The organism is Corynebacterium sp. 5QC2CO (assembly GCF_024580435.1).
Classification (GTDB): domain Bacteria; phylum Actinomycetota; class Actinomycetes; order Mycobacteriales; family Mycobacteriaceae; genus Corynebacterium; species Corynebacterium jeikeium_D.
On the sequence record NZ_JANIKI010000001.1, the window covers coordinates 107,852 to 133,818 of the forward strand.

Sequence of the window (25,967 nt, forward strand, 5' to 3'; positions counted from 1 at the left end):
TGGGGGAGTAGTGAGGTCGCGGAAAAGCAGGGAAGGACCGGGGCCTTACTTCCACATATCCTTTTGCCACTGCGGCTTATGAGCGTAGGTGAACTCGTAGTATTCCTTGTTCTTCAGCTCACTGGCTGCAGCCTGGTCAATCACAACCGTGGCCCGGGGGTGCAGCTGCAATACGGACGCAGGCATCGACGCGCTCAGTGGGCCCTCGATGGATGCGGCAATAGCGTGCGCCTTCGCGGTGCCGGTGGCCAGCAGCAGGAGATGCCCCGCTCGTGAAATGGTGCCAAGCCCCTGGGTAACCACGTGGTACGGCACGTCTTCCGCGGAGTCGAAGAAGCGGGCGTTATCTAGCACGGTCTGCGGGTGCAGGGTTTTAATGCGAGTCAGGGAGCCAAAAGAGCTGGCGGGCTCGTTGAAACCGACATGGCCATTGGTGCCGATGCCCAGCAGCTGAATGTCGATGCCGCCGGCCTCGATAATCTTTCGCTCGTAATCCTCGCAGGCCGTGCCGATATCGTACGCGAGGCCATCTGGAATATGGACACGCTCCGGGGCGACATCCACGTGATCGGAAAACTCACTGTGAATCACGTGGTAGTAGCTCTGCTCATGCTCGATGGGCAGTCCCACATACTCGTCGAGTGCGAAGAAACTGCAGTCCTTGAATGTCACATCACCAGCCCGATGGCGACGAATCAGTTCCCGATACGTCGCAAGCGGAGTCGATCCTGTCGCTACACCAAGGTTTCCACCTTTGTTGGCGTAGTGAGCGAGGTAGTCCGAAGCGATGCTCGCGACTTCGGCCTCAGAATCGACGATGATGATTTCCATGGTGGAACACTCCTGAAAACGAGGGCTCGTGGCAGAAATTGCAAAAGGTGCGAGACAGAGTACCAGTAACTCCACAACGCTAAGCGCTATAGCCCTATTCAGATGAGGTTAATCTGCCATGGGGTGAGACCTGTAATTGAGCCCTGTTTTTCCTGCGTAGGCTACTTCACCCAGAAGTTGCCGTTTTCATCCTTGTAGATGATGTCGCCAGCGTGAGCGACCTGGGTGTCGTTAACCTGAAGCTCAACCAAATCCAGCGTTTCGACGATTGGCTCACTGTAGACGCCACCGTTAAACCAAATCTTGAAAGCATCTGCGGAAGTCGAAGATCCAGAGAAGCGGTGTTCTTCATACTTGTGCGCTGGTGCAAAGGGGCAGCCAATAGCCTGTGCGATAGCCGGAGAGGCAGCAACAGCGCCCAGCACAGTAGCGGCACCGATGGCGACGGCGACGATAGAGCGAGAGAACTTCATGAGTCAATTCTAAGCCGATTCAGTCCCGAGTGGGAAGGCCTGACTGAACGGCTGTCGCCCGCCACTTAGTACTGCCCGCCAATTACCGCCACTCAGCAGTAGCCGGGTCAATGCCTTCCTTACGGGCCTGAGCTTCAATCAGATCCAGCAGGTAGCCAGCATTGCCGCGGTAGTACCGATCAAACCGGGAATCAGCGACGTACATGCGAGCCAGCAGAATCTGCTTTTCTCGGCCAGCCTCGTAGAAGCGGGTAATAGTGGCTAAGTGACGGTCAACTAGTTCTGCCGCCTCCTCGGAACCGGGCTCGACGTGGCGTTCGGCAGCGTCGGCAAGCGCATCGGCAAAATCCTTAGCTTCCGCCTCGAGTGCGGCCCAGTCGCTGTCATTCATTTTTTCCTGAGCCTGCTGGGATTGCTCCCACTCGGTGGTGTCGCCCCAGCGCTCCTCAGCTTCGGCCTCTAGAGTCTGCCAGTCGCGGCCGATAAGTTCCGCCTTTGTCTTTGCTTCCATCGTGTGTCCTTCCTCAATTAGTTTGTCCAGAGACTGCACCATGTGGTGCAGGTCAGCGATCTTCTCGGTGAGAACAGTTCGCTGTGCGAGCAAACGATCTTTCCGACTTCTCGGGGAGGAATCGCCGTGGACGAACTCCTCGATAGTCTTCAACGGCACACCGGCGGCGCGGTAGACCAGAATCTCCAGCGCGGTGTCGATGTCCTCGTCGGTGTAGAGGCGGTAATCGGACCACGTGCGATACTGCGGGCTGAGTAGCCCAATGGCATCCCAATGTCGCAGCGTGCGCGTGGTAACGCCCAGGAGGTCGGCTGCCTCGCCGATGGTGTACTCGTTGTCGTTGTTGCTCACGGGAATCATCTTTCTGTTTGACGCCGCGTCAAGGTCAAGACCTGACGCCGAAATCCGTCGAGGAAGTTAGCTGGGGCATCCGCAGGGGAGGGAGCGGGGCCGGGGTCCGCCAATCTTCGAGGCTCTACCGCAAGAGCCGAAGTCTGTTGATTGCCGCCGCAACCTCCTGGAAACGAGGCTCCGCGAGATGACCAGAGTTGGTGAACTCAGCTGTCGCATCGAAGAGTGAATGACAAAAGTTGTCGTGCTCGCGCTGGATTAGGTCGGTGAGGTCAGTACGCCCATCGAGCTGCTTTACGACGGCGCCCAGAATCCGGGCAATTGCTTCTGTTTGGGAGGAATCCATCAATTGGCTGACAGCGCGCAAATCAAGATTGTCCTTGCCCACCTGAATCAGCTCTAGACCACGAGCACGCGGTGGCTTAGGTGGTTTCGCACCGCCACCGCGCCCACCGCGACCGCCGCCGCGGCCGCCATGCCCACCATGGCCACCACCGGTAGGGAAGTCAGCCTGCAGAAAACGCTCACCGATCTGCGCAAAAGCAGGCGAAGGCTCAGCCGGAGTAGCCGATTCGCGAAGTTCACGGGCGCGCTCGGTGACGTCGTAAGGCGTGTACGCATCCAAAGCAATCACGGTGTCCGCGACATCGATGAAAGCCCCAGAGCCGCCAGCGACGATAACCGTGGAGATCCCGTGGTCCTCCCAGAGCTCGCGGACCCGTGCGACCAGTGGAGTAATCGGCTCCCGGTCATCGGGGATGAGGCGGCGCATGCGCTCATCGCGAATCATGAAGTTGGTCGCGGAAGTGTCCTCATCGATGAGCAGCACTCGCGCACCGGAACCCAGCGCCTCCATCAGGCTCGCAGCTTGGGAGGTCGACCCCGATGCATTCGCGGTGGAAAACCGGGTCGTGTCATCACCGGAGGGAAGGCCGTTGATAAACGGCGAGATATCCACACCCGTGATGGCCCGGCCGTCCTCGGCACGCAGTGCAACCGCAGTCTCGTCGGCGACCACAAACTCGCGGCCATCGCCAGCGATATGGTTATAAACACCCGTGACCAGGGAAGACAACAACGTGGACTTGCCGTGATAACCGCCACCGACAATCAACGTCACGCCCCGCGGAATACCCATGCCGTGCACGGTTTTGCCCGACGGAAGCTGAAAACTGTGCTGCAGCGATTCCGGCGAGGTAAACGCAGTCGCGCCGGGCTTCGGCAGCTGGCTATTGCCCGCCTGACGAGGCAACACCGCACCGTCTGCCACAAACCCAATCAGGTCCGCGTCCGCCACTGCACGGCGCAAAAACAGCTGGTCATACTCCAATTCCGCGGCTGCCTCGAGCGCATCGATGGGTGCGTTCACGATGGCGTCGTCAAGCGCGTCCAACAGATCCTCACAGATCAAGCGCGCCGCCTCACGCCCGAGAATGCGTCGGCCGCGGGCGGGCAGTTGGATTTCTAGGCTGATCTGGAGGGCATCGTCATGCTTATCGACGTCGTGCGCATCCGCACGGAGCTCAGCGACAGCTGCTCGGCGCAAGACCTGCTGACCTGGAGAATCAATGAATAGTCCGCGACCATACTTCTTCAAAGCGCGCACGAGGCGGCGGTTCAACAAATCGAGCTCAGCCGTGCTGAACCTACCGGGCTGTGACCGGGAGGCGCCGCGATAGTCCAGTACGGACAGCGGAATGTGGACGCGTGCCCGCGATGCCGGGGCGTAGGGGTCGGATTGAACCTTGTCGATAAATAGCGTCGCGTCCAGGTCTGGCAGCTCGTGGGAGCCACGAAGAGATTTGTATGCACCGTAGCTCTTGCCATCGAGGTTGGAGAGACGTCGATAAAGGTCAGCGGGCATATTTCTACTTTCGTTGAAGATGTTAGATGTTCTTCCCGCGAGTGTAATGGCAGAAGGGGCAAGCGCGTTTCGTGCTTCGACTGGCCTGAGCAGACAGTCGCGTGCGTCAGCGCCGTTGCTGCGGACAGGTAGCGTGAAAGGTATGACGGATAGCTCGGAAGCTGACAAACCTGTAGGGGACAACCCAGAGTCGGTGCAAAAACACGCCAGCACCAACGCCAAGCGCTACGTTTGGGCGCACGGCCTGCAGAATATTGGCGATCAAATCGTCGCGGCAAAGACGTTGTTGCCATGGTTGCTGCATTCGGCTGGCGCGCCGGGCTTCTTCATCGCCATGCTTGTGCCAGTGCGCGAGTCCGGCTCGATGCTGCCGCAGGCAGCGCTGACACCCTGGGTAAAGTCTCGCCCGCGCCGCACAACCGTCTGGATTGCCGGGGCGTTGGGGCAAGCCATCGCGGCGGTGCTGATTGGTCTGGCGGCGTTGTTCCTGGAAGGCACCGCGCTCGGCGTCGCTGTCATCATTGCACTTGCAGGCTTTGCGACGGCACGAGCTCTGTGCTCGATGGCCTCGAAGGATGTTCAGGGACGCACGATTCCGAAGGGGCAGCGCGGGCAGATCAGCGGCCGAGCTGCGATGTTGGGCGGTGTCGCCGCAATTATCGTTGGTGCGGTGTTGTGGATCATCCGCGACAACGTCACCAAACCAATCGTGGCGGGGCTCATCTTTGTTGCGGCGCTGTCGTGGGTGGCAGCGGTTTTGATCTTCCGCGGAATTGTCGAGCCCACCAATGAAGATGACAAGGACGAGCCGAATAAAACCTGGTGGCAGGACACCTGGTGGCTATTTGCGGAGGATAAGAACTTCCGTGACTTCGTGATTGTCCGTAGCTTGTTGCTGGTCACAGCACTATCCACGTCGTTCATCGTCACGCTAAGTGCACAGGTGGGTGCTGACCTGAAAGCCTCTGACGGTAGTGGCGGGGGAGTGAGCGCAAACGTCGGCATCTTCATGCTCGCCGCCGGGTTCGCGTCGCTCATTGGCGGAAAAGTCGCCGGAATCTGGTCTGATAAATCCTCGAAGAAGGTCCTGACCTACTCTTCGCTGGTCGGTTCGATTGTGCTTTTCCTGCTGGTCGCCAGTTCACACTGGCTTTCCACCAGTGCCAATGCCTGGATTTTCCCACTCGGTTTCTTCGCAATGTCCGTCGTCCACGCAGGTGTTCGCGTGGCCCGTTCGACCTATGTTGTTGACATGGCAGAAGGCGACAAGCGCACCGAGTATGTCGGAGCGGCCAACACCATCATGGGGGTCGTCCTGCTCATCGTCGGTGCGTTGTCAGGTGTTATCGCTAGCTTCGGTCCCGCGGCAGCTTTGATCTTCCTGGCGCTGATGGGATTGGTTGGTGTCGCGATGTCCAGCAGGCTGAAGGAAGTCTCGGTTCCGCGCAAGGCAGGTCTTTAGAACTCTACGACCATCTTGCCGGTATTGCCTCCGCTAAACAGCTCGAGGAATGCAGCTGGCATGTTCTCGATACCGTGGCGAGTGGTGACATCGTAAGCGACCTTACCGCTGACGACCAGCGGAGCCATTCGCTCCTGGAATTCACCTGCCAGGTGCAGGTACTTGCCCAAGACAAAGCCGCGCAGCGTAATGCACTTGCCAATGACCAGAGCTAGGTTGCGTGGTCCGGTCGGAGCTCCGGTGTTGTTGTACTGGGAGATTGCGCCACACATAGCGACACGGCCAAAGGTGCGCATCGCGCCGATGGCTGCCTCCAGGTGGTCTCCACCAACGTTGTCGAAGTAGAAGTCAATGCCCTCTGGTGCCGCCTTTGCTAGCTGCTCTGCAACCGGGCCGTCGTTGTAGTTGAAGGCGGCATCAAAGCCGAGTTCGAGCAGACGCTTAACCTTCTCGTCCGAGCCGGCGGAGCCAATGACACGGGATGCGCCCATCTGCTTGGCGAACTGACCAGCAGCCGAGCCGACCGCACCAGCAGCGCCAGAGATAAAGACGACGTCGCCTTCCTTCATCTCTCCGACGGCACTTAGACCAGCGTAAGCAGTAAGTCCAGTAAGACCAAGGATGCCCAGGTAGGCAGCAGCCGGTGCAACGTTGAGGTCAACTGGTGTTGCCTCGGAATCGGCAATGACCGCGTTGGTCTGCCAGCCATAAGAGTGGCGGACAGCGTCACCAACCTGGAACTTATCCGACTTGGACGCAAGGACGGTGCCTACAGCACCGCCAGTCATTGGCTGGTCGAGCTGGAAAGGCGGGACGTACGACTTGACATCATTCATACGGCCACGCATATAGGGATCAACGGTAGCGACCGAGTTGGCCACCAAAATGTCGCCGTCGTTAAGCTCTGGCAAATCGACGGTCTCGAGGCGGAAATTCTCGTCAGTTGGCAGGCCGGTCGGGCGAGAAGCTAAAACCCACTGCTGAGTGGTGGTGGGCAGTTCGGACGTGGACGAAGTATTAACGGAAGTCACTGCTCTTCTCCTGTTGCGTATTCGCGGATTTATTGTCGGTTTAATTGCTGAATCGCAGGTTACGCCTCTTGTACCCAGGAATCGAGGCGCTTAATAAGAACGCCCAGGTCGTCCAGTAAAGGCATGCCGGGCAGTCGTTCGGCGATTACGTTGCGGACGCTTGTGTACCACCACAGTTGCTGGCTTGGAGTTGAACGAAAGCGTTGCCATAGGGCGTGGCCATCGCGGTCTAAATCCTCCAGAGTCTGGCTGAGATTGTGGAACTTATCCGCAGCGGCCACGATGAGGGACTCCTCGCTGCCACGAGAAAGCTGTTCCAAGTAGGCATCGGCGCGGTCCTGCCACGAGGGCAGGGAAGAGTCTTTGGTGACACCCTCGACGATCTCCACCACGCGAGGCCCGAACTCATCTTCCATCTCGGCACGTGAGTAGTTTTCCGGCACGTCTTCCAAAATGTCGTGGAAGAGAGCTGCCAACAGCACGTCTTCGTCGTTAGTCACGCTCGCCGCAATCAACATCACCGACATCGGATGGCTGATATAGGGAACGCCCGAGCCCTTTCGGTAGTGCCCATCGTGCGCGCGAGAGGCGATAGCGATGCCGCGCATGAGCCTGTCGCTAGGGCGTGCCGAAGCAAAGGTGTCAGCGTTTTGCATGGGTATCCCGACCTTTCGTTGATGCTTGAAAAATAGCAGCGTCTAAGCTTGAACATCATGAACGTCGCAGAAGTAGATCCGCTCATCGAGTCGATGTACCGGTGGTCCGATGTCAGTGGTGTCCTGCTCATGGGCATCATCGGTGGCACCATCGCCCGGCAACGAGGCTACGACATCATCGGGTTCTTCTTTATTGCGCTGTTCTCCGCACTGGGCGGCGGCATGATTCGCGATGTTCTGATTAACCAGGGCACCGTCGCCGCAATGAGTCAGCCGGAGTATCTAATCCTGGCGTTTACCGGTGCGCTCATCGCGCGATTTTTCTATTTCAAAGGAAAGACCTGGGAATACGTTCAGGTCCACGGTGACGCTGTGGTCTCGGGACTCTGGGCAGCTACGGGAACGGTCAAAGGCGTCACTTATGGTCTGCCCATTCTGCCGTGCATCATGATGGGCGTTTTCACCGCCACTGGTGGTTCCATGATCCGTGACATTGTGACCGGGCGGGTACCCGCTGTTTTCGGCGGCAACCAGCCCACGGTCATCCCGGCCGTGGCTTGCGCGGTCATTGTCATCGGAGGCCACCATTTGGGGTTTATGGCCGTGTCCATGGTCATTGGTCCTATCGTCAGCATCCTGCTTTCGCTGCTGGGGTACTGGGGTAATTGGCGAGTGTCGGCACACTCGGAGTGGGCGCCACTGAACGACACCGCGGCGCAGATTGCGGTCCTCGCACGTCGAGCAGAGGGCAAGAGTCGCGAGGTTGGTCGACGTTTCGAGCCCGCACGCCTCCGCAGCTGGCGTCACCGTCAGATGGAAAAGGCGCTGCAGCGTCGCATTCAGGCTGAGGTTGATAGGGGAGTGTCTCGTTCCGACGCTGAGGCCAGCGCGGAGGAATTCCTGGAGGAGTTCAATGCGGACTTTCCAGCGGATCTGCACATGCCGACGGCACAGCAGGAGACAGTGCAGGATGACAGCGACGAATCCGATTTCGGTGTGGACCTATCCGGCGATTCCTATGATGACTACGGAGAAGATACGGCACTGCGGCAGCGGGAATACCGGGAGATGCTGGATCAAATTCTTGCGGACGATGAGGCGACCGACTTACTCGTCGCAAAGCTGATGAAGAAATACGAACAGCGGGATTAGAGGAGCGGTAAAAACATGGCATCGACGAGTACAGCAAGCAGGCATTTTGGACACATTATTAAGGAACACACCCTTGAGGTTGCCTGGGATCCTTTTACCGAAGCTGCGAATGCCGCCACATTTGAGCTTTTCGCCAGGGAAATCTATGCGCCAGGAAATGAGGATGCACCGGCAATTGTCTATTTGCAGGGCGGCCCGGGGTTTCCGGCACCGCGTCCGGTAGGCGCCAGCGGAGTAATCGGTGAGGCGCTAAAGGAATTCCGCGTCATCCTGCTGGATCAGCGCGGCACTGGCCGCTCGCATCGAATTGATGCGGCCAATATTGCAGATATTCCGGCCGAGCGGCTTGCACAATTGCGTCAGGAATACATCGTCGAAGACGCGGAAGCATTGCGAAAGCATTTGGGCATTGCCAAATGGTCGCTGTATGGCCAGTCCTTTGGCGGGTTTTGTATTACTTCGTATCTCAGCCGCTATCCGGAATCCGTGGAACACGCCTATCTCACAGGTGGTTTGCCGGTTCTGGACTGCGGCGCTGATGACCTCTATCGCACGACATATGCGAAGCTGCGCACCCGCCACGAGCGTTTTTATCGCGAGTATCCGTGGGCCGAAAACCGCATTCGAGAAATCTGCGCGCACCTGGAGCAATCTGCAGAAACTCTCCCCACCGGTGAGCGACTGAGTTCTCGCCGATTCCGCACCATCGGAATTGAATTAGGCCGGGGAGATGGATTCCACAATCTAGCGTATTTGTTGGAAGAACCATTCCACATTCGCAAAGGCGAAAAGCAATTGCGCACCGATTTTCTGGCCGATGTAGGATCCCGCGTGAGTTTCGCCGACGGTCCGTTATACGCCGCGATTCACGAATCCATTTATGGTGGTGTCGGGGAGCAGCCCACAACTAATTGGGCAGCACATCGCATTCGCGAGGAAATTCCAGGTTTTGAAGAAAAGGCCAATCCGGCAGGAGACGAGCGGTTTTATCTCACCGGCGAGCACATTTTCCCGTGGCAATTCGACGAAGACCCCGCGCTCCTTCCTTTCAAGGAAAAGGCCGAAGAATTGGCGCAGCATATCTGGAAAAGCTCGCCGTATGATTCCGCGCGCTTGCTTGCCGACGCCCCGACCTCGGCAGCCGCGGTTTATCTCGACGATATTTTCGTGCCGTTCGAGTACTCGATGGTGACGGCCAACTGCTACCGCGACCTGCGACCACATGTGACCAATGCGTTCCAGCATGACGGTATTCGCCACGACGGTGCGGCCATCTTCGCGCGGCTCCGCGAGCTCGTCGAGGATCACTAGGAGGCCAGTTTGCCGGTGGAGAGTCTCTACCCGTAGAACTTCAAACCTCCGCAGAACCTCATGCAGTCCAGCATTGCCTCTCGGTGCCGTCTATCCTGGTGAGCATGTCTACAGCAGACTTCTGGGATGAAAAATTTACGGTCGATGGCAAGGCCGCAAGCGACGGTTCGCCCTCTTTCTTTGGCGGCGAACCGAACCCGACAATCGCGCAGCATGTTGAGGTAATCCGGACAGGTTTCTCCGACCCCTCACGTGCGCTCGACCTAGGCTGTGGCCGTGGCCGTCACACGGTGTGGTTAGCCAGCCAGGGCTGGGATGTCACCGGCATGGATTTCTCCAGCGTCGGGCTCGAACACACTGGAGCCGCGTTGGCAGCTGAAGGGCTCTCTGCGAACCTGGTCCAGCAAGACTTAACAGACTGGCAGCCGGAAGCAGGAAGCTTTGAGCTGGTAGTCGCCGCATTTATTCACCTGCCGCGCAGGGACAGGGAGAACCTCTGGCGAGCCGTCGCTGAGGCTCTCACTCCGGGTGGCTACTTTGTCTCAGTCTCACACCACCCGGACAACGAAGTCCACGGCCCGGGAGACCCCGAGCTGCTCTACAGCGCGGATGAGGTCACTGATTTCTTTGCGCACGAGCCGCAGAGTCTCGAAGCGGTGGTGGCGCAGCGTGACGTCGTCAAGCAAATCGATGGCAAGAACGTTGTCGACACCGTGGTGGTGTTGCGGAAGACCTGCGCGGAGAGCTAGAAGGAGCCTAGACCTCGGCGCGCGCAAGTCGAGCAAATGCGCCGTCTGCGTTCAGGAGGTTGTCATACGTGCCGCGTTCGATGAGCTGGCCGTTTTCGATGACCAGGATGTCATCGGCCTCGGCCAGTGTCTGAAGTCGGTGCGCAATAAAGATGCAGGTCGCTCCACATGCGCGGGCATTGTCCACGATACGAGCCTGCGTCAGTGGATCCTGGTGGCTGGTGGCTTCGTCGAAAATAACAATCTTTCCGGCGAGGTGTGCAGCGAGGTCATTGGGCTTAGTGCCGTCGGCTAGTACCGCGCGTAAGTAGGTGCGGGCCAGCGCCAGACGTTGACGCTGACCACCGCTGAGCCGCTGCGCGCGGCGGCCAATGGGCCTGTCCAGCGGCATCTCAGCAGGGTTGATGGCGGCGAGTTCGAGCGCCCAGTGCATCAGTGATTCGGGAACCTCGCAGCCATCAGGCGCGCCGAGACATAGATTCTCAGCGATGGTGGCCTCCATGAGAAAGGGATTCTGATCTGCGACAACAACCGTTCGGCAGACATTGGTTGAGCCGAGGTCACGGGCATTGTGGCCATTGATGATGACCTCGCCGACATCCGGATCGACATGCCGCTGGATTAGCCGGGAGAGTGTGGACTTGCCCGAACCAGTTGGGCCGACCACACCGATGAACTGGCCTGAGGCAATGCGCAGATTGATCTTGGTCAGTGCAGGGTTATCGGCGCCAGGGTAGCGGTAGCTGACATCGCTCAGTTCGAGGGCAGGGACTGAGTCGCCGGAGTTGACCCTCGCGATCTGCGCGTGGTGCAGGTCCAGCGACTCCGGCTGCTTCGGCTCTTCCACAGTCGGCGGCTGCGCGGCCAGCTCCCTGATCCGAGTGACTGCATTGAGTCCTGCTGGCAGAGAAGATGCTAGGCGCTCGATCGAATCCATTGATGAAGCAGTTCCCGCCACCAGGGACGTCGTCACCAAAACAGCAGGGAGCATACGGTAGTCGGCTGAAAGCGCCGGGATACCAGCACAAAAGACGGCAATGCTGCCACCCCACATCCGAAGTCCGGTCGCGCCAGAGCGCAGTCCCGCCCGCTTGCCGCCTGTACGCATTTTCTGAGCAAGCTGTTCATCGAGCTCACGCAATCCCCGCAGCCGCTGCTCGGCTGCGCCGTAGATGAGGATTTCCTCCCGAAGGCGCAGCATATCGGCAATGTACTGCGCAATGTCCGTGCGTGTGGAGTTCGTTGCGGAAGCCTCCGCAGTCGCCTTCTTAGAGCCTGCGAGTGCAATCACAAAGCCAACCGCGAAGGTCAGCGTCAGAGCAATCGCAGGTAGGGCTCCAGCAGTCAATGCCGCTGTCATGACCGCCATCAGCGGAATTAGTACGGCCGTCACCGCGGGCGCAATTGTGTGCGCGAAGAAGACTTCCACTCGGTCAACATCACGAATCGCAATTGTGTGAATCCTGGCAGTACCCAGCCCATCGGTTACCGCGGGCGCCTGCGGGATAAGACGCTCGACAATCCACAGCCGCAGCTCGCCGAGCAGCCGAAATGCCGCCAAATGCCCCAGGTACTGCTCGACATACCGCAGAATCGCTTTCAACAGCGCCAGCCCTGCAACCACGCCAATGACCGCCCACGTCCACTGCATGCTCAAGCTTTGCGACGAGTCGGTTGCGTCCCACTTCGACAGCGCAATTGTGGCAATTGCCCAGGCGGGCACAGCCAGCATCAATGCACCCAGAATGTGCCCAGCCACGCGTGCGAGGATAGATGCACTGAGCGCTCCGCGAGCCTGTGCGGAAAAGCGCAGCAACCAGATGATGTTGTTCATGTCAGCTCTCCTCGGTCAGCGCTCGTGCGTAATACTCATTGCTTGTGCTCAGTTGGTCGGGTTTGCCCGCAGCCACGATCCGGCCTTCGGCGACGACAATGACCAGGTCAACGTCCGATAGTGCTTCCATGCGGTGAGCGACCATGATGCTCGTGCGACCTTCAGTAAGGCGTGTCAAGGACTCCTTGATGAGACCTTCCGTCCGACGATCGATGTCCGCTGTCGGCTCGTCGAGAAGCACAATCGGAGCGGCGCCGAGCAGACCACGCGCAATGGCCAGGCGGCGTCGTTGCCCGCCTGAGAGCCAATTGCCCTGATCACCGACCTCCGAATCGAGACCACCAGGGCGCTGCTCGATTTCGGTGAGTAAGTGCACGTCGCGAAGTGCTTTTCGCATATCGACGGCCGTTGCGTCCGGGCATGCGATGCGAAGATTGTCCGCGACGGTGGTGCCGAAAATGGCTGGCTGCTGGGAGATGAGCAGCGAGTTGGCGAGCAACTCCGGGGTCGAAAGCGCGTGGCCGTCGAGGCAGACTTCCCCGGAATGCGGCTGCAGGCCTGCGAGTACACGCAGGAGTGTGCTCTTTCCGGAACCGCTGGGGCCAACGATGCCGACTCTGCTGCCGGCTGGAATTGTCAGGTTGATATCGGAGAGAATGCGCTTTTCGCCGATGTCAACGCTCACATCGCGGAGGGAAATCTCCGGTGCGTGCGGTGCGGTGGCTTTGGTGGAATGCGCTGTTCCGGCTGTGAACGCTTCAGCGGCAGGCTCGCCGAATACCTCCACAATTCCATTTCGATGCGTGCGCCCACCGAGTCCGATATAGAAAGTGCGGCCGACGCGATTCACGGGCTCGTAGAGCAGAACGGATAGGAAAACACCTGCGAGGGCTGTGCCAACGCTGATTGCATCTGCCTGCAAACGCAGCAAGACAAGACCGATTGCGGTCGTCGACATTGCAATGCCAAAAACCGCGTCGTTGACAATAATCATCAGCTGATTGCGGGCGAGCAGGGCGGTGAGCTCAGCCATCGCAGTGCGAGTTTGGCTGGCAAAACGCGCCATGACCCGGTCAATTGCTCCAAGAACTTTGAATGTTCCCAGCCCTTCGAGCATCTCCAAGTAGGCATGCGTGGCCTTCGCTTGCTTTCGGCGATACGTCGCATTGGATTTCCGCAGAATCTTTCCCGCACCAATAATGATCAGCGGCGTGGAAATGAAAAATAGTGCCAGCCACAAGGCGGTTTTCGTATCCACCCACAAAGCCCAGACTGCCAAAATGATCAGTGGAGCACTAAACGAGGCCAACATGGGAGCGAGAAATGTCGCTCGGTAGTTCGCGGTCTGTTCGACGCTTGTGGTCGCGGCATCGAAGAGTAGGCCTTCGCCAGTGTGGGACGCGCTTCGCTGTGAGTGACCGGATTTCCCGCCACCGTTCCCTTTTCCATGCGCCTGCTTCGGGGCCTGTGCAGGAGCAGAAAACTCCGGCTTCAGCACACTGCCAACCACATGCGAGCGCCACAGCCTTTCCTGCTCACCAGCAAGCCGTGGTGGCAATGCCTCCGTGACATAAGCACAGAGGCTTCCCAGAATGACCGCCACAATTGCAGCGAACAGGGATTCATGAAGTCCCCACTGCCCAAACCAGTTTCCACCACTGGTGTCTGCGACACCGCCGTGCAAACTGCTGAGAGCATCGAGTGCGTGCCCAAGAGCCACGGCACTGAGAGCGAAGAAAAAGCTTCGACCCCAGCTGAATAACAAAACCCAGTGCATTCGGCGGGGTGGGGAAGTCAGTGCTTCATGAATCCACATAGCGACGTGAAAACCTATTTTCTATTTAGCCAGCGCGTCAGCGATCTCACGCAGTCCATCGGGCATGTGCATTCCGGCGGTGCCAGAGGTCGTCTTCGCATCAATTAGTTGCACTCGATCATTCTTGACCGCAGCGACGTCGGCAAGCGCCGGATTATCCAGCAACTCCTGGAATGGAGCCTTGCCCTGGCCGTGGAAATCCTGAATCAAAATGACATCCGGATTGAGCTGCACAATTGTTTCCGGATCAGCGGGAACGGCACCCGGGCGCTTGCCCTTTGGCGAAATCGGCTCGCCACCGGCCAGCTCAACGAGATTTGTCGTCGCCGACTGCATGCCCATAATCATCTTCTGACCACCGCGGGCAAACAGGACCAGCGTCTTTGGCTTAGTTGTTGAATCAATTTCCGAGAGAATCTCTTCGGTTTCCGATTCAATCTTGGCAACCATTTCAGCCGCCTTATCTTCGGCTCCGAGCAACTTACCGAGTTTGGTCACCGACTCTGCCAGCGCCTTCGGCGAGGCGAAATCACTGCTGGCAAACGCCGCGGTCGGAACATCGCTGGCACCCAGCAGCTCACTTGCCGACTGCTCCTGATCATGGCGGCTGGTCATCAACACCATGTCCGGCTCATAGGACAGAATCTGCTCCGGATCCGGCTTCGTCGAGTTGGCAATCGCGTTGGGCACCTGACGCGCCAGCTCAACCTGATTACCCGAGCTCTCATCGAGCGCATTCTTCGTCACGGCTACGACACGCTCTGGCCCAACCAGCTCCAACGCCAGATCCGCAACCTCGGTCGACAGGGCAACGATGCGCTTCGGCTGACTCTGCACCGTAACGTCGTGGTCGCCGACGGTCACAGTACGCGGCCACTGCGCCTGCTGGTTTGTCGAAGTTTCGCTTGACGACGGCTGCTGCGCCGTCTCCTCCGAAGTGGAACAAGCGACCACCGCAGCGAGTGGAAGCGCTGCAAGCAACGGCAGAGTGACGGTCTTTTTAGAGTTTCGCTTCAAAGCAGAGATAGGAGAAGTTGGTGAAAACACGAAAGTACTTCCTTGAGTGTTGAGTTTTGATTGTTGGGGAATTTTCGGTTGCGTTAGCGCTAGCTGGAATCAGACAGCCGGGCGAGCCCGAGCCAACGCCGTCACTCGCACCGAACCGGTATGTGGATCGGTATCAACAGCGCTGGCGATGCGATAAATCGCATCTATTCGGGGCGGTGTCAGCACTTCTTCGGCGGAACCAGTGACTTCCAATCCGCCGTTGTGAATCACACTGAGCCGGTGGCAGCTGCGGGCCGCGAGGTTGAGGTCATGAAGGACGACTCCGATACCGTGGCCCTCGTCGGCAAGCTCGCCGAGGAGCTCGAGGATTTCCAGCTGAAACCCGATGTCCAAGGCCGCAGTGGGTTCGTCGAAAAGCATGACCTTGGCCTGTTGTGCCAATAGCTTTGCGATGAACACCAATTGCCGCTGCCCGCCGGACAGAGCCGTGATGGGACGGTCGGCGAGTGCGGTGATACCAACGCGGTCGAGGGCATAGGCGACGATGTCGTGGTCCGTGGAGTTCAGTGAACTGCGGAAACGGTCACGTCGACGGTGGTGCGCATACCTGCCGAGTGCCACGACCGTTCGAACGTCAATAGCGGCATCGGCCGGTGTGTGCTGCGGCAGGTACGCCAACCGGGTGGCGCGTTCGTGGGCTCGAAGCTTCGTCAAAGGTGCACCGAGGAGCTCAACCTGCCCCGAACTCGGTGTCACAATGCCCGCCATAGCACGGAGCAAGGAGGATTTTCCGGTGCCATTGGAACCGATGATGCCGTGGACTTCGCCAGGACGAATAGCGAGGTTCACGCCACTTACGACGGTCCGATTGCGGTAACCGACACTGAGGTCGGTAGCCCGCAGCAGCGCGGTGCTATCGGCGTGTGGCTTAGTGACGTGGTCGCTGAAGTTTTGTGTCTGCTTACTCATGACTGGCGGCCACCTTGCCGAAGAATCAACGCGAGTAGCGCAGGTGCGCCAAGGAACGCGGTGACGGTGCCAGTTTGCAGAGCAACTGGGGAAAAGAGACTGCGAGCGACGAGGTCGGCGAGAATGAGAAATACTGCGCCGAGGCACATAGAAATGGGCAGCAGGCTGCGGTGATCGGGGCCGATGACAAGGCGAATCAGGTGCGGGACGACCAATCCGACAAAGGAAATAACGCCAGTGACAGCGACGCCCGCTGCCGTGACTAAAGCAGCCAGGGCGAGCAGCAGTTGCCGGATCCACACTGTGCGCATACCAGTGGCAGCGGCCTGTTCTTCGCCGAGGAGGAACAGGTTGAGTTCGGGAATGAGCATCATCAAGATAACCGTGCCGACGGTAATGGGGCCGACTGCCAGTGCAATGTCCTGCCAATTCGAAGCAGTCAAATCGCCGTTGAGCCAGAACATGGCCTGTTGAGCGTCATCGCTGTGTGGCGCGTTCGCGATGGTGGCGGAGATGACTGCTCCGAGGAATGCGTTGAGTGCAATGCCGACGAGCAACAGGGTGGCTCCGCTGCCGCCATTGAGACCGGCAACGATCTGGACAAATATGACAGCCAGCAACGCGCCTATGAATGCGCCAGCCGAAAGAACCCACGGTGCTTTCGCAGCCACGCCAGTGACGATGAGAATGACGGCTACCACTGCTGCACCGGAGGAGACACCGGTAACACCGGGTTCGGCCAGTGGATTGCGAAAGACTGCCTGCATGGTTGCACCTGCGACAGCGAGCGAGGCACCGACCAGTCCTGCAAGGAGGACACGGGGCAGTCGGATGCTCCAGACAAGTGATTGCGTGGCGGGGGATATCTCTGGCAGAAGGTGGTTGAGAGCCGGGAGGTCGTCGGAAAGCGTCTTGATGAGCGGGGTGAGCAGCGCGACGATGCCGTTGCTGAAACCTGTTGCCGCGGGGCCGATGGAGATCGCCAGGAGGATTGTGGCGGGGACGGCGAGGAAAAACAGGAAGCCGAAGAGCCGGGCTCGAAGTTTTTGTTTTCGAGTACGCGGAAGAGAAGCTCTATCGACAATAGTTTTCACTTGGTTAATGATGGACAATTTGAAAATAATTGTCAATAAAGCAGCGTTGGTGGTTCTGCGGCGTCTCCTAAAAACAGCAAAACCCCGCTCCAGCTCCCTTGTGAAAACAGGGGGCTAATGCGGGGTGAAGAAGCTCTGTAGCTTACTTCTTGTCGCCCAGGCGCTCGTCTGCCATGTCGCGAACCTTCTTGATCTGGTCAGCCTTGTCTTCGCCGAACTTGTCCTTGCCCAGCTGCTCAGCCTTGTCCAGAACCTTGTCGGAGTTCTCTTCGTTGCTCAGTGCTTCCTTGGCCTTGTCCATAAGTCCCATGGTGAAGACTCCTTCCATTTTTAATGTCTATTCGCGTTTTTTCGTTTGCGGCATAGAGTGTACTGATGAATCTGCGACCTTGCGACCGTATTGGACTCACGAAGTGAATCTGAGATTCGACTAGCAGTACCGTGACTGATGGCTATTGAGTGGCTATTGAGCTGTCTTGGTGCGGGCTTCATCTGCCTTGTGCATGACTTCGCGCTCGTACTTGCCGACGAAAATCATGAGGACGAACGCTATGGCGACAACTCCAATGAGGGTCGCGAATGTGACATTCCAGCCTGCGAAGTCGATCAAGAGGCCGACACCAGTGGAGGCGAGTGTTGCGCCGAGAAGGTAGCCAAACAATCCAGTGAAACCAGCTGCGGTTCCCGCAACATACTTAGGCGAGAGGTCGATGGCCTGCAGTCCGATGAGCATGATTGGGCCGTAAATGAGTGCGCCGATCAGGGAGATGAGCACATAGAACATCCACAATGGTGCCGTAGCGGGTAGCTGCCAGTATGCGAAAATGGTGATGCCGGTGCCGACCAGGAAGAGCATGCCGGCGCCTGAGCGCCAACCCTTGAAGACCTTGTCGGAGACCCATCCGCACAGCAGGGTGCCCACAATTGCTGCGCCCTCGTAGAGCATGAATCCGATGATTCCGCCCGTGACGTTGGTCTTGTGCAATTCGTTTGTCAGGTAAATCGGAATCCAGTTAAGAACTCCGTAACGAAGTGCGTAGACGAACACATTGGCCAGTGCCAACATGACGATAACCGGATTGGTAAGAACATGGTTCTTGACGATTGTGAACCAGGGTTCTTGTGCCTCGTCATTAGTTCCTTCGACCTTGTCTGGGTCGTTACGGTATTCCTCTACTGGAGGCAGTCCCATGGATTGGGGGTTGTCTCGAATCAGCAGGAATGCGATGGCAGCAATCACGAGCGCGACAATCGCCGGTAGCCAGAATGCGGGAGTCCAGTCGGCATCGGAAGTGGCGAACGAATGCAAGCCCCAGGCTGCCAGAGCACCACCGACGGCGGCACCGACATTGTGGGCAGTGTTCCAGATCGACATCAAAGTGCCACGCTCGGATGTCGAGAACCAGTGGACGACAACGCGTCCAGAAGGAGGCCAGCCCATGCCTTGGAACCAGCCATTGATGAACATGACTGTCGCGAAAATCGCAACAGAGGCACTGATCGCTGGGACGAACGCAACAAAGAGGTTTACGACCGCGGACAGTGCTAGGCCAAGCGGGAGGAAGTACCTGGCATTGGCCCTGTCGGAGAGCATGGCCATGAAGAACTTGGATAGGCCGTAGGAGAAGAGAACCGCATTGGCTACGATGCCAATTCCGGCTGCACCCAGTAGGTCGTGCTTTTCCAGCACAGCGGACACCAGGGGGATGTTATTTCTGATGAGGTAGAAGCCCGCGTAGCCGATGAAGATGCCCATGAAGACGTTGAACCGCCAGGTCCGGTAGGTCGGGGCAATCTTTTCCTCGGGAAGGGGAGCTGCTGGGCCGGGGGCGCTGAGCCAGCCGAGCCTCTGACTGCTCATGATGAGAGTCCTTTCGCTGAAGGCCGCCGTTGCCTCTGGTGCAACCTGTGTGGGTGGCTAGGGTGGCAGGCGGATAGCTTTATCGTTTCAGCGGTGAGTTTACAGCGACTTTATCCCCTATTAACGGGTTGTTAACTTCCCGGTCTTGGAGGCCTGTGGAGGGGGTTGGTGTAAAGGCGATTAACGCATGTCATTGGTTAGAGAATGTCGTTAATAGCCTCGGTGGGGCGCGCCATCCTTACCCCCTTATTGGTGACGACAAACGGGCGCTCAATCAGGCGTGGGTGCGCAACCATTGTGTCCAGAAGTTCCTCGTCGCTGGAGTCCTTGGAGAGTTCCAGTTCCTTGAACTCTGCTTCCTTGGTGCGCACGGCATCGATGACGTTCAGACCTGCCGCCTCGATTAGCGAGCGCAGCTCGGCCTTGGTTAGAGGAGTGTCTAGGTACTTGATGATTTCCGGCTCGATTCCGGCTTCGCGTAATACGGCGAGAGCCTGGCGGGACTTTGAGCAGCGGGGGTTGTGATAAATCTTCGCTTCCATGTCTCCATCATGGCTGATGTTGTGGCGTGAAGGTTGGCGCTGTGGCGTGACGGCCTGTGGATAGGGTTTATTCAATGTTTATCCTTAAAAAATGTCATACCGAAAACACTTAAGTTCAATAGGTTGAAAATCGCTGTCGTTAGGTTTACTCTCACACGTGATAGATGAACGGCGAAGTGCGCCCCAACCGCCCCTAAGGTGACCCGATTTACTGAAGCGGCCGGTCAGCGTAGCCGTCGTAAAGCAGGAACAAACAATCAAGAGCGGACACCAACATGACAATTTCCGGAAAACTTTCGCGATCAGCCAAGTCCATGTGTGCGGGTCTTTCGATTTTGCTAGCGGGCGCTGGCCTTGCAGCGTGTGGCGATAGCAGTGAGGGAGCCAGCGGCGAGAACCCAATCAATGTCGTGGCTTCCACGACGCAGATTTGTGATTACGTGAAGCAGCTGGACATCGATGAAGTTGATTTGACCTGCCTGTTGGTGCCGAATGCAACGGCTCATGAGTTGGAAATGACCCATGAGCAGCTGAGCAAGACTGGTAACGCGGATCTCTTGTTCGTCAACGGAGTCGACCTGGAGCACTTCCTGGACCAGGCGATTGAGTCCTCGGGCTTTTCCGGAACGATGGCAGTGACCAGTGGCGTTCTCACTGCAGGTGACGTAGATGCCATGAAGGCGGCCAAGGATATGGACAAAACCAAGCCGCTGCCACCAGAGAAGGCGAAGAATGGTAACTACACCATTGACCGAGGCGTGGAAAAGATTGATGTCTCCCCATGGCCATTCCCGCCGGAAGAACCCGGTGAGGAGGCGGAATTCCGCTTCGATCCGCATGTATGGACCTCGCCGAAGAACGCCAAGATTCAGGTTGCCAACATCGGCTACGCCCTGGAACAGGTCGCCGAGGAACGTGGCGACAATGAGCTGAAGTCCACCATCGCCGACCACGTTGCGGCCTACCAGGAGAAGCTGGATCAGCTGGATGAGTGGGCAAATAAGTCCATCGCCACTGTGTCGGACCCTGTACTGTTTACCAGCCACGACGCCTTTGGATACTTCTCCCACGAGTTCAATATCAACTTCATCGGCGCAGCGCTGTCTGATTTCAATGAGCAGCAGGATGCCACGGCCGCGCATATCGCCGAGGCGGCAAAGACCGTGAAGGACTCGGGCGCAACCGCGCTGTTTGCGGAAAACTCGAACAACTCGAAGTCAATTGAGGCGATTGCCAAGGCCGCGGGTGTCAAGGCCATCGTTGGTGAGGACGCACTCTACGGCGACTCGCTCGGTCCGGCCGGCAGTGACGGTGAGACCTACATTGGTTCAATCATCCACAACGTCACTCAGGTCGTGACGGCATGGGACGGAACCGTCGCGCCACTGCCAGAGGGCATCAAGTGAGCCTCAACCACTTAGCCAACCCCATGTCTGCCGACCCCATAGTCACGCTCGGCGATGCCTCATTTGGATACACGGCGGTACCCATCGTCAGCCACATCACCGCCAGTGTCGCGCCGGGTACCGGGATTGCACTCATCGGCGCCAACGGCTCTGGAAAAACGACCGTGCTGCGCGGAATCTTGGGCGGGACTCGTCTCCTCGCTGGTGAGATGCACAATAACGCGAAGATTGTGTCCTACGTCCCGCAGTCGGCAGACCTCGATCGCACTTTTCCGGTCACGGCTTTCGATGTCGTCGCCATGGGAGTTCTGCGCGAACTGCGCCCCTTCCAACCGCTTGGACACCGCAAAGAACGCATCCACGCAGCACTAGCCAAAGTCGGGCTTGCCAACCGCGCCGTTGATCGTTTCGGCAACCTCTCCGGTGGTCAGCAGCAACGTGTCCTGTTGGCGCGCGCCATCGTCGCACGTCCGGAACTCGTGCTTCTCGACGAGCCGTTCAACGGCCTCGACACTGAAAATCGGGCCATGCTGCTGAATCTCCTCAACGAACTGAAGGAAAATGGCACGGCGATTATCGCGGCCACCCATGATCTCGTGCTTGCTGAGGAGACCTGCGAAAACACATTGATCGTGGCAGAGCAGCCGGCTTTTGGTGCGACCTCGAAGTTGGTGCCAGCCTATGTGGACTGAGCTTGCGAATGCGCTTGGGATCGCACCTTTCATGTTCAGGCCACTAGTGCTGCTGATTGCCCTCGGGGCGGTCTCTGGCCTGGTCGGTGTCATCGTGAACCTGCGTGGCCTCGAGTTCAATGCCGAGGCCATGGTGCATTCGATTTTTCCCGGAATTGTGGCCGGTGCCGTATTCGGCGGCATCGACATGATTATCCCGGTGGCCGCGGCATTTGCGGTGGTAGTGGCAGTAGCACTGACCTTGGTATCGCGCTCGCACATGTCGGAAGCTGGAGTGGCAGTTGTACTGACCAGCTTCTTTTCCATCGGCGTGATCCTCTCGCTGAAGAAAGGTGACCAGTCAGGACAGCTGGAAGCGCTCATGTTCGGGCGACTGCTGGAAGTCACTGACTCCCGTCTCACCAGCGCCCTGATTGTCTGTGCCATCGCCTTGGTTCTTATCGCAGTGACCTGGCGCCAGCAGGTGTTTGTTGCCTTTGATCGCTTCGGTGCCAAAGCCGCAGGCGTCAATGTGTGGGGCATCGACCTCACCATTAACGCGGCGATTGCTGCAGTGGTGGTGTCGTCGGCAAGCGCCGTGGGCGTGCTGCTGGTAGTCGGATATCTGGTCGTGCCGGGAGCGGCGGCGAGACTGCTGACGCGCCGAGTGCATGTGATGGTGCCGATTGCGATTGCAGTGGGCTGTCTCAGCGGAATCGTTGGGTTGGCACTGGTGCCTTTGGGGCCGGTGTCGCCTCAAGCTGTCGTCGCGCTGACCTCGGTGGGGCTGTATTTCGTGGCACTGGGACTGCGCGCCGTGATAGGAGGCGACCGTGTCTAGCATCCTGATTTTGCCAATCATCGAGCTGATATTGGTCGGGGCATTGGCCGGTGTGGTGGGGGTACTCGCGGTGCTGGGCAAACAAGTGTTCTTCGCAGAAGCGATCACACATGCGACTTTTCCCGGTGCGGTGGTGGGCGTTGTTATTGCGGCAGCGCTCGGCCTGAGCCACTCGTGGATTTCGGTGTTCCTGTTTATTGGGGCATTTCTGATGTGCATTCCGATCGGGGCACTGTTCGGTCTGTCAAAAGTGGGGACGACGTCCTCAGCGGCGGGAATTGTGCTGACATTCGGGTTCGCGCTGGGCTACTTCCTGAACAAGTGGTTCGCCCCATTGCCGGTGAAGGTTGAGAGTTTCCTGGTCGGCAGCGTACTCAACGTGAACAAGATTGATATTGCGCTGTCGGCTGGGCTCCTGCTGCTGGTGGCGTTGGTGCTGGTGGCTCGGTGGCGCCAGCTGATTTACTTCACATTCGATCCGGAGTCTTTCGGGGTCGCGCATTCGAGGAGAAGAGCACAGTTGGCCATCAGCGGGCTGATTGTGTTGACTCTGGTGGCGCTGATTCCGGCTGTCGGCACGATTCTATCCATCGCGCTGTTGGCGGCTCCGGCAGCTGCGCTGGTTGGGGTAGTGAACGATACCCGTTTGCTATTCGTGTTAGCGCCATTGATGGGTATCGCGATTGGCCTGGTGGGGCTATTCATTGCGGTGGCGGCGAATCTGTCAGTTGGCGGCTGCATTGGCGTGTGCGCCGGCTGTTTCTATGTCCCCCTCAAGATTGCGGCAACACGCAATAACGCTAAAGTCTAAAGAATGCACGTGGAGGATTTACCAGCAAAGACCCAGGACTACCTCAAGGTCATTTGGGATTTGCACGAGCGCACCGGTGAAAAAGTGGCACTTGGCGACGTCGCTGAGCGGATGGGTGAAAAGAAGCCCACCGCCAGCGAGGCCGTGAAGAAGCTAGCTGCACGTGGCCTTGTCGATCACGAGCCGTACCGGGGCATTAGCCTGTCGGACCGTGGGCGGGAAATTGCGCTAATCATGGTGCGTCGCCACCGGCTTATTGAAAGCTTCTTGGTCTCGACTCTCGGATACACCTGGGATGAGGTTCACGAGGAAGCCGAAAAGCTTGAACATGCGGTCTCGGAGGACTTCATCAGTCGCATTGATGCAATGCTGGGATTCCCTGAACGCGATCCGCATGGCGATCCAATTCCCAGCGCAAGCGGTACCATCGCCAACGCAGTGCGCACCGACCTGACGGATATCGAAGCTGGCGAGATGGTGGTAGTCGATCGCATTAACGACTCCGATCCTGAATTGCTGCGCTATTTGGCGACATCAGGGGTAGGCCCGGGGACTGTCCTCCGAGCCGAAACCGCACCATATGCAGGCATGCATGTCTTCGCCATCCTCGATGAGGTGGGCGATAACGAGCCAAAGAAAATTCATGTGGCAGACTCGGCACTATGGGCAATCAAGGCGACTCCAACAACGAACTGACGAGAGCCGCAGCGCGCTCTTACTATAAGGTGTCGCGGAATCTCAGTGGGCCGACGAAAGTGCCGCCCGCACCGTCAGTATCGTTCGACAGCGTGAAGAGTGCTCGTCGGCAGGCATATGCCAGTGTCGAGAGCGTTGATGTGCCGTTGAATGCCATCGCTATCTCACGCGCCGAGCAGCAGGAACACATGGCTGACCTCGAACGTCGCTTGAATGTCTCGACCAAAGACATGCGGGCCCTGGTTGACTACGAAGAGCAGCGCATTGCGGTTACTAGCACTGTCAAAGAGGCAATCGTCTATACGCTGCTGGCAATACTCCTTCTGGCAGTAGCCATTGGACTTGGCTACGCCAGCCACCTGGGGGCCGATGCGATCTTGAATGCTGCGGCGGAGGTGACACCGCGGTGAGTAAACGTTCAGGCTCCGACAACGGGTGCGTGACGGTCATTGTCGTATTTTTCTTCTTCGGCCTGATTATTCAGCTCTTCGGTGTCACGCTGTGGATTCTGCAATATGTATTGCCAGTGGCGGGTTTGGTGCTTGCGATCCTCATCGCATACCAGGCGTGGGCCGGCGTGCGCCGCAGTGCTGAGGCGCACGAGCTCGCCGAGCGTAATCACGCGGAGCTGCAGCAGATTGCCATGGACACCGAGTACCAGCTCACCGCAATCCTTACTGCCTGGGACAATGTGAACACCACAATGGGTGTTGGCACCATCTACAAGGATGTATTTGCCTCCGGTGAGGCTACGCCGGAGCTCATCGAGCTACGCGGTGAGCTCTCTCGTGCTCGGAAGCTAAACAACCGACTGCGCGAGCAGCGCGAAACTATGACCAACCGGGAGCTGGTGGAAGCCATCTCTGATGCCGACGAGCTGTGGTGCTCGCTGACGAAGACGTATCAGAACGCTCGTCGCGAGCTGTAGTAACGCACTTGAATTACTCGACGGTCATCACAATCTTGCCGTCAGCGTGCCCGTCTTCCAATACTCGGTGGACCTCCGCGACCTCGGTGAGATTCTTAGTCAGGCCGATAGGAAGTGAAATCTCACCGGCAACCACGCGGTCGGCCAGGTCGGCATAAATAGTCGTGTCATTCGAAATAGCCGGAATGTGTGCCTCAATGCCACGTTCCCTCGCCGGTGTCAGGTCGGCCAGTGAAGGCAGCGCCACAATCCGACCATCCGATGCCAACACATCCAGCGAGGGGAGGAAAGTGTCGAAGTACACGCCATCGAGCACAACATCTACGCCCTCGGGGAACTGCTGTCGCACAGCCTCGAATACATCTTCCGCTGTGTAATCAATATGCTGCGCGCCAAAGCCCACTAGTTTTTCATGATGGCGTGACGACGCACTGGCCAACACAGTTGCGCCACGGGCAACCGCCAGCTGCGTTATTAGCTGGCCAACACCGCCACCTGCACCATGGATGAGTACGGTGTCACCGCTTTTTACCTTCGCAAGCTGCTCGACAGCGACGGTCGCCGTGATTCCCACTAGGGCAAGGCCCGCAGCGGTAACGTCGTCAAGCGAATCGGGCGTTCGGACCACACCGTCGGCGGGGAAGACGTTGTGTGTTGCGTAGGTGCCGCGGAAGTCGTCGAAACCGCGCATGCCGAAGACACGGTCGCCGGGGACGAAATTGTCCACGCCTTCGCCGACGGCAACGACTTCACCAGCCGCTTCGCGTCCGAGGACGGCGGGAGGGTTGAATTTTGTGCACAGACCGGAAGAGCCATCGCGCATCTTGTAGTCCAGCGGATTCGCGCCGATGGCTGTGGTTTTGACCAGGATCTCGCCGGGACCAGGTTCCGCAGGGGTGCGGGGAACCTGCGTGAACTCATCGGGGTCGCCAAAGCGATTGATGATCATTGCGTAAGACGTCGAGTTATTGTGTGCCATTCCACGATGGTAGGTGAGTTCGGCAGCGTTGGGGCATGCGGTGCGTATGGAATGTCTACGCTCTGCATACTTTTCACCTTTAGAACTCGCGGGATTGAGTTCACATGTTCAGCGCGTATA

At 58.1% G+C, this 25,967-nt stretch carries 26 protein-coding genes; 11 read left to right on the forward strand and 15 right to left on the reverse strand.

Annotated elements, in window-relative coordinates:
* Nucleotides 1-45: 45 nt before the first annotated feature.
* From nagB to NQ014_RS00585, 4 genes are all read right to left on the reverse strand, one after another.
* The gene (gene nagB, locus NQ014_RS00570; protein ID WP_257073043.1) at nucleotides 46-831 is read right to left on the reverse strand and encodes a glucosamine-6-phosphate deaminase; all 786 of its coding nucleotides are present in this window, start codon (nucleotides 829-831) and stop codon (nucleotides 46-48) included.
* Between the two features lie 161 nt (nucleotides 832-992).
* Nucleotides 993-1,304, reverse strand: coding sequence for a hypothetical protein (locus NQ014_RS00575; protein ID WP_257073044.1), 312 nt, complete (start codon nucleotides 1,302-1,304; stop codon nucleotides 993-995).
* 82 nt (nucleotides 1,305-1,386) lie between these two features.
* A complete protein-coding gene (locus tag NQ014_RS00580) occupies nucleotides 1,387-2,175 on the reverse strand; it encodes a MerR family transcriptional regulator (RefSeq protein ID WP_257073045.1) in 789 nt (262 codons plus the stop codon).
* Between the two features lie 115 nt (nucleotides 2,176-2,290).
* A complete protein-coding gene (locus tag NQ014_RS00585; protein ID WP_257073046.1) occupies nucleotides 2,291-4,030 on the reverse strand; it encodes an ABC-ATPase domain-containing protein in 1,740 nt (579 codons plus the stop codon).
* Nucleotides 4,031-4,172: 142 nt separating this feature from the next.
* Between NQ014_RS00585 and NQ014_RS00590 the strand changes: the two genes are divergently transcribed.
* Nucleotides 4,173-5,492 (forward strand): MFS transporter, encoded by a 1,320-nt coding sequence (locus tag NQ014_RS00590; protein WP_257073047.1) that lies wholly within the window; start codon nucleotides 4,173-4,175, stop codon nucleotides 5,490-5,492.
* Here NQ014_RS00590 and NQ014_RS00595 read toward each other — a convergent pair.
* Both NQ014_RS00595 and NQ014_RS00600 read right to left on the reverse strand, forming a co-directional pair.
* Nucleotides 5,489-6,523: an NADP-dependent oxidoreductase gene (locus tag NQ014_RS00595; protein ID WP_257073048.1), complete on the reverse strand. Its 1,035-nt coding sequence runs from the start codon at nucleotides 6,521-6,523 to the stop codon at nucleotides 5,489-5,491. The genes NQ014_RS00590 and NQ014_RS00595 overlap by 4 nt on opposite strands.
* Before the next feature lie 59 nt (nucleotides 6,524-6,582).
* Complete coding sequence (locus NQ014_RS00600) at nucleotides 6,583-7,179, reverse strand: HD domain-containing protein (RefSeq protein WP_257073050.1); 597 nt, start codon at nucleotides 7,177-7,179, stop codon at nucleotides 6,583-6,585.
* 57 nt (nucleotides 7,180-7,236) lie between these two features.
* On the opposite strand from NQ014_RS00600, the gene NQ014_RS00605 reads away from it, so the two are divergent.
* The 3 genes from NQ014_RS00605 to NQ014_RS00615 all read left to right on the forward strand — a co-directional run bounded on the left by NQ014_RS00605 (nucleotide 7,237) and on the right by NQ014_RS00615 (nucleotide 10,391).
* Nucleotides 7,237-8,331 (forward strand): trimeric intracellular cation channel family protein, encoded by a 1,095-nt coding sequence (locus tag NQ014_RS00605; RefSeq protein WP_070767396.1) that lies wholly within the window; start codon nucleotides 7,237-7,239, stop codon nucleotides 8,329-8,331.
* Between the two features lie 15 nt (nucleotides 8,332-8,346).
* Complete coding sequence (locus tag NQ014_RS00610; protein ID WP_257073051.1) at nucleotides 8,347-9,642, forward strand: alpha/beta hydrolase; 1,296 nt, start codon at nucleotides 8,347-8,349, stop codon at nucleotides 9,640-9,642.
* Between the two features lie 104 nt (nucleotides 9,643-9,746).
* Complete coding sequence (locus tag NQ014_RS00615) at nucleotides 9,747-10,391, forward strand: bifunctional 2-polyprenyl-6-hydroxyphenol methylase/3-demethylubiquinol 3-O-methyltransferase UbiG (RefSeq protein WP_257073052.1); 645 nt, start codon at nucleotides 9,747-9,749, stop codon at nucleotides 10,389-10,391.
* Between the two features lie 7 nt (nucleotides 10,392-10,398).
* On the opposite strand, the gene NQ014_RS00620 is transcribed toward NQ014_RS00615, so the two are convergent.
* The 8 genes from NQ014_RS00620 to arsC all read right to left on the reverse strand — a co-directional run bounded on the left by NQ014_RS00620 (nucleotide 10,399) and on the right by arsC (nucleotide 19,515).
* On the reverse strand, nucleotides 10,399-12,225 hold the full coding sequence (locus tag NQ014_RS00620; protein ID WP_257073054.1) for an amino acid ABC transporter ATP-binding/permease protein: 1,827 nt from the start codon (nucleotides 12,223-12,225) through the stop codon (nucleotides 10,399-10,401).
* A gap of 1 nt (nucleotide 12,226) precedes the next feature.
* The gene (locus NQ014_RS00625) at nucleotides 12,227-13,945 is read right to left on the reverse strand and encodes an ABC transporter ATP-binding protein (RefSeq protein WP_257073055.1); all 1,719 of its coding nucleotides are present in this window, start codon (nucleotides 13,943-13,945) and stop codon (nucleotides 12,227-12,229) included.
* Between the two features lie 117 nt (nucleotides 13,946-14,062).
* On the reverse strand, nucleotides 14,063-15,088 hold the full coding sequence (locus NQ014_RS00630) for an ABC transporter substrate-binding protein (protein ID WP_257073057.1): 1,026 nt from the start codon (nucleotides 15,086-15,088) through the stop codon (nucleotides 14,063-14,065).
* A 69-nt stretch (nucleotides 15,089-15,157) separates the two neighbouring features.
* Nucleotides 15,158-16,018 (reverse strand): ABC transporter ATP-binding protein, encoded by an 861-nt coding sequence (locus tag NQ014_RS00635; RefSeq protein WP_257073058.1) that lies wholly within the window; start codon nucleotides 16,016-16,018, stop codon nucleotides 15,158-15,160.
* Nucleotides 16,015-17,112, reverse strand: a complete 1,098-nt coding sequence (locus NQ014_RS00640) for an iron ABC transporter permease (RefSeq protein WP_257073059.1) — start codon at nucleotides 17,110-17,112, stop codon at nucleotides 16,015-16,017. The genes NQ014_RS00635 and NQ014_RS00640 overlap by 4 nt, the downstream gene beginning before the upstream one ends.
* A 142-nt stretch (nucleotides 17,113-17,254) precedes the next feature.
* Nucleotides 17,255-17,422, reverse strand: a complete 168-nt coding sequence (locus NQ014_RS00645) for an antitoxin (protein WP_257073060.1) — start codon at nucleotides 17,420-17,422, stop codon at nucleotides 17,255-17,257.
* A 153-nt stretch (nucleotides 17,423-17,575) separates the two neighbouring features.
* The gene (locus NQ014_RS00650; RefSeq protein WP_070601649.1) at nucleotides 17,576-18,973 is read right to left on the reverse strand and encodes an MFS transporter; all 1,398 of its coding nucleotides are present in this window, start codon (nucleotides 18,971-18,973) and stop codon (nucleotides 17,576-17,578) included.
* Nucleotides 18,974-19,170: 197 nt separating this feature from the next.
* Nucleotides 19,171-19,515, reverse strand: a complete 345-nt coding sequence (gene arsC, locus NQ014_RS00655) for an arsenate reductase (glutaredoxin) (protein WP_257073353.1) — start codon at nucleotides 19,513-19,515, stop codon at nucleotides 19,171-19,173.
* Nucleotides 19,516-19,790: 275 nt separating this feature from the next.
* On the opposite strand from arsC, the gene NQ014_RS00660 reads away from it, so the two are divergent.
* From NQ014_RS00660 to NQ014_RS00690, 7 genes are all read left to right on the forward strand, one after another.
* Nucleotides 19,791-20,921, forward strand: coding sequence for a metal ABC transporter substrate-binding protein (locus tag NQ014_RS00660; protein ID WP_257073062.1), 1,131 nt, complete (start codon nucleotides 19,791-19,793; stop codon nucleotides 20,919-20,921).
* Between the two features lie 23 nt (nucleotides 20,922-20,944).
* A complete protein-coding gene (locus tag NQ014_RS00665; RefSeq protein WP_306438381.1) occupies nucleotides 20,945-21,613 on the forward strand; it encodes a metal ABC transporter ATP-binding protein in 669 nt (222 codons plus the stop codon).
* The gene (locus NQ014_RS00670; RefSeq protein ID WP_257073064.1) at nucleotides 21,603-22,433 is read left to right on the forward strand and encodes a metal ABC transporter permease; all 831 of its coding nucleotides are present in this window, start codon (nucleotides 21,603-21,605) and stop codon (nucleotides 22,431-22,433) included. The genes NQ014_RS00665 and NQ014_RS00670 overlap by 11 nt, the downstream gene beginning before the upstream one ends.
* The gene (locus NQ014_RS00675) at nucleotides 22,426-23,244 is read left to right on the forward strand and encodes a metal ABC transporter permease (RefSeq protein WP_257073065.1); all 819 of its coding nucleotides are present in this window, start codon (nucleotides 22,426-22,428) and stop codon (nucleotides 23,242-23,244) included. Before NQ014_RS00670 ends, NQ014_RS00675 begins: the two co-directional genes overlap by 8 nt.
* A gap of 3 nt (nucleotides 23,245-23,247) precedes the next feature.
* Nucleotides 23,248-23,940 (forward strand): metal-dependent transcriptional regulator, encoded by a 693-nt coding sequence (locus NQ014_RS00680; RefSeq protein WP_257073066.1) that lies wholly within the window; start codon nucleotides 23,248-23,250, stop codon nucleotides 23,938-23,940.
* A gap of 92 nt (nucleotides 23,941-24,032) precedes the next feature.
* Entirely contained in the window at nucleotides 24,033-24,350 is a 318-nt protein-coding gene (locus tag NQ014_RS00685; RefSeq protein WP_257073067.1) for a hypothetical protein, read from the forward strand.
* Nucleotides 24,347-24,868 carry a hypothetical protein gene (locus NQ014_RS00690; RefSeq protein ID WP_257073068.1) on the forward strand — a complete coding sequence of 174 codons (522 nt, stop codon included), beginning with the start codon at nucleotides 24,347-24,349 and terminating at the stop codon, nucleotides 24,866-24,868. The genes NQ014_RS00685 and NQ014_RS00690 overlap by 4 nt, the downstream gene beginning before the upstream one ends.
* Before the next feature lie 13 nt (nucleotides 24,869-24,881).
* Here NQ014_RS00690 and NQ014_RS00695 read toward each other — a convergent pair whose 3' ends face one another.
* Entirely contained in the window at nucleotides 24,882-25,847 is a 966-nt protein-coding gene (locus NQ014_RS00695; RefSeq protein WP_257073069.1) for an NADP-dependent oxidoreductase, read from the reverse strand.
* Between the last annotated feature and the right edge of the window lie 120 nt (nucleotides 25,848-25,967).

What these genes read in the sequence shown, in the direction of transcription:
- NQ014_RS00580 (WP_257073045.1), bottom strand. Translation starts at nt 2,175, where the DNA reads ATGATTCCCGTGAGCAACAACGACAACGAGTACACCATCGGCGAGGCA.
- NQ014_RS00610 (WP_257073051.1), top strand. Translation starts at nt 8,347, where the DNA reads ATGGCATCGACGAGTACAGCAAGCAGGCATTTTGGACACATTATTAAG.
- NQ014_RS00620 (WP_257073054.1), bottom strand. Translation starts at nt 12,225, where the DNA reads ATGAACAACATCATCTGGTTGCTGCGCTTTTCCGCACAGGCTCGCGGA.
- NQ014_RS00665 (WP_306438381.1), top strand. Translation starts at nt 20,945, where the DNA reads ATGTCTGCCGACCCCATAGTCACGCTCGGCGATGCCTCATTTGGATAC.
- NQ014_RS00590 (WP_257073047.1), top strand. Translation starts at nt 4,173, where the DNA reads ATGACGGATAGCTCGGAAGCTGACAAACCTGTAGGGGACAACCCAGAG.
- NQ014_RS00670 (WP_257073064.1), top strand. Translation starts at nt 21,603, where the DNA reads ATGTGGACTGAGCTTGCGAATGCGCTTGGGATCGCACCTTTCATGTTC.
- NQ014_RS00575 (WP_257073044.1), bottom strand. Translation starts at nt 1,304, where the DNA reads ATGAAGTTCTCTCGCTCTATCGTCGCCGTCGCCATCGGTGCCGCTACT.
- NQ014_RS00600 (WP_257073050.1), bottom strand. Translation starts at nt 7,179, where the DNA reads ATGCAAAACGCTGACACCTTTGCTTCGGCACGCCCTAGCGACAGGCTC.
- NQ014_RS00645 (WP_257073060.1), bottom strand. Translation starts at nt 17,422, where the DNA reads ATGGGACTTATGGACAAGGCCAAGGAAGCACTGAGCAACGAAGAGAAC.
- nagB (WP_257073043.1), bottom strand. Translation starts at nt 831, where the DNA reads ATGGAAATCATCATCGTCGATTCTGAGGCCGAAGTCGCGAGCATCGCT.
- NQ014_RS00605 (WP_070767396.1), top strand. Translation starts at nt 7,237, where the DNA reads ATGAACGTCGCAGAAGTAGATCCGCTCATCGAGTCGATGTACCGGTGG.
- NQ014_RS00660 (WP_257073062.1), top strand. Translation starts at nt 19,791, where the DNA reads ATGACAATTTCCGGAAAACTTTCGCGATCAGCCAAGTCCATGTGTGCG.
- NQ014_RS00695 (WP_257073069.1), bottom strand. Translation starts at nt 25,847, where the DNA reads ATGGCACACAATAACTCGACGTCTTACGCAATGATCATCAATCGCTTT.
- NQ014_RS00635 (WP_257073058.1), bottom strand. Translation starts at nt 16,018, where the DNA reads ATGAGTAAGCAGACACAAAACTTCAGCGACCACGTCACTAAGCCACAC.
- NQ014_RS00585 (WP_257073046.1), bottom strand. Translation starts at nt 4,030, where the DNA reads ATGCCCGCTGACCTTTATCGACGTCTCTCCAACCTCGATGGCAAGAGC.
- arsC (WP_257073353.1), bottom strand. Translation starts at nt 19,515, where the DNA reads ATGGAAGCGAAGATTTATCACAACCCCCGCTGCTCAAAGTCCCGCCAG.
- NQ014_RS00680 (WP_257073066.1), top strand. Translation starts at nt 23,248, where the DNA reads ATGCACGTGGAGGATTTACCAGCAAAGACCCAGGACTACCTCAAGGTC.
- NQ014_RS00650 (WP_070601649.1), bottom strand. Translation starts at nt 18,973, where the DNA reads ATGAGCAGTCAGAGGCTCGGCTGGCTCAGCGCCCCCGGCCCAGCAGCT.
- NQ014_RS00615 (WP_257073052.1), top strand. Translation starts at nt 9,747, where the DNA reads ATGTCTACAGCAGACTTCTGGGATGAAAAATTTACGGTCGATGGCAAG.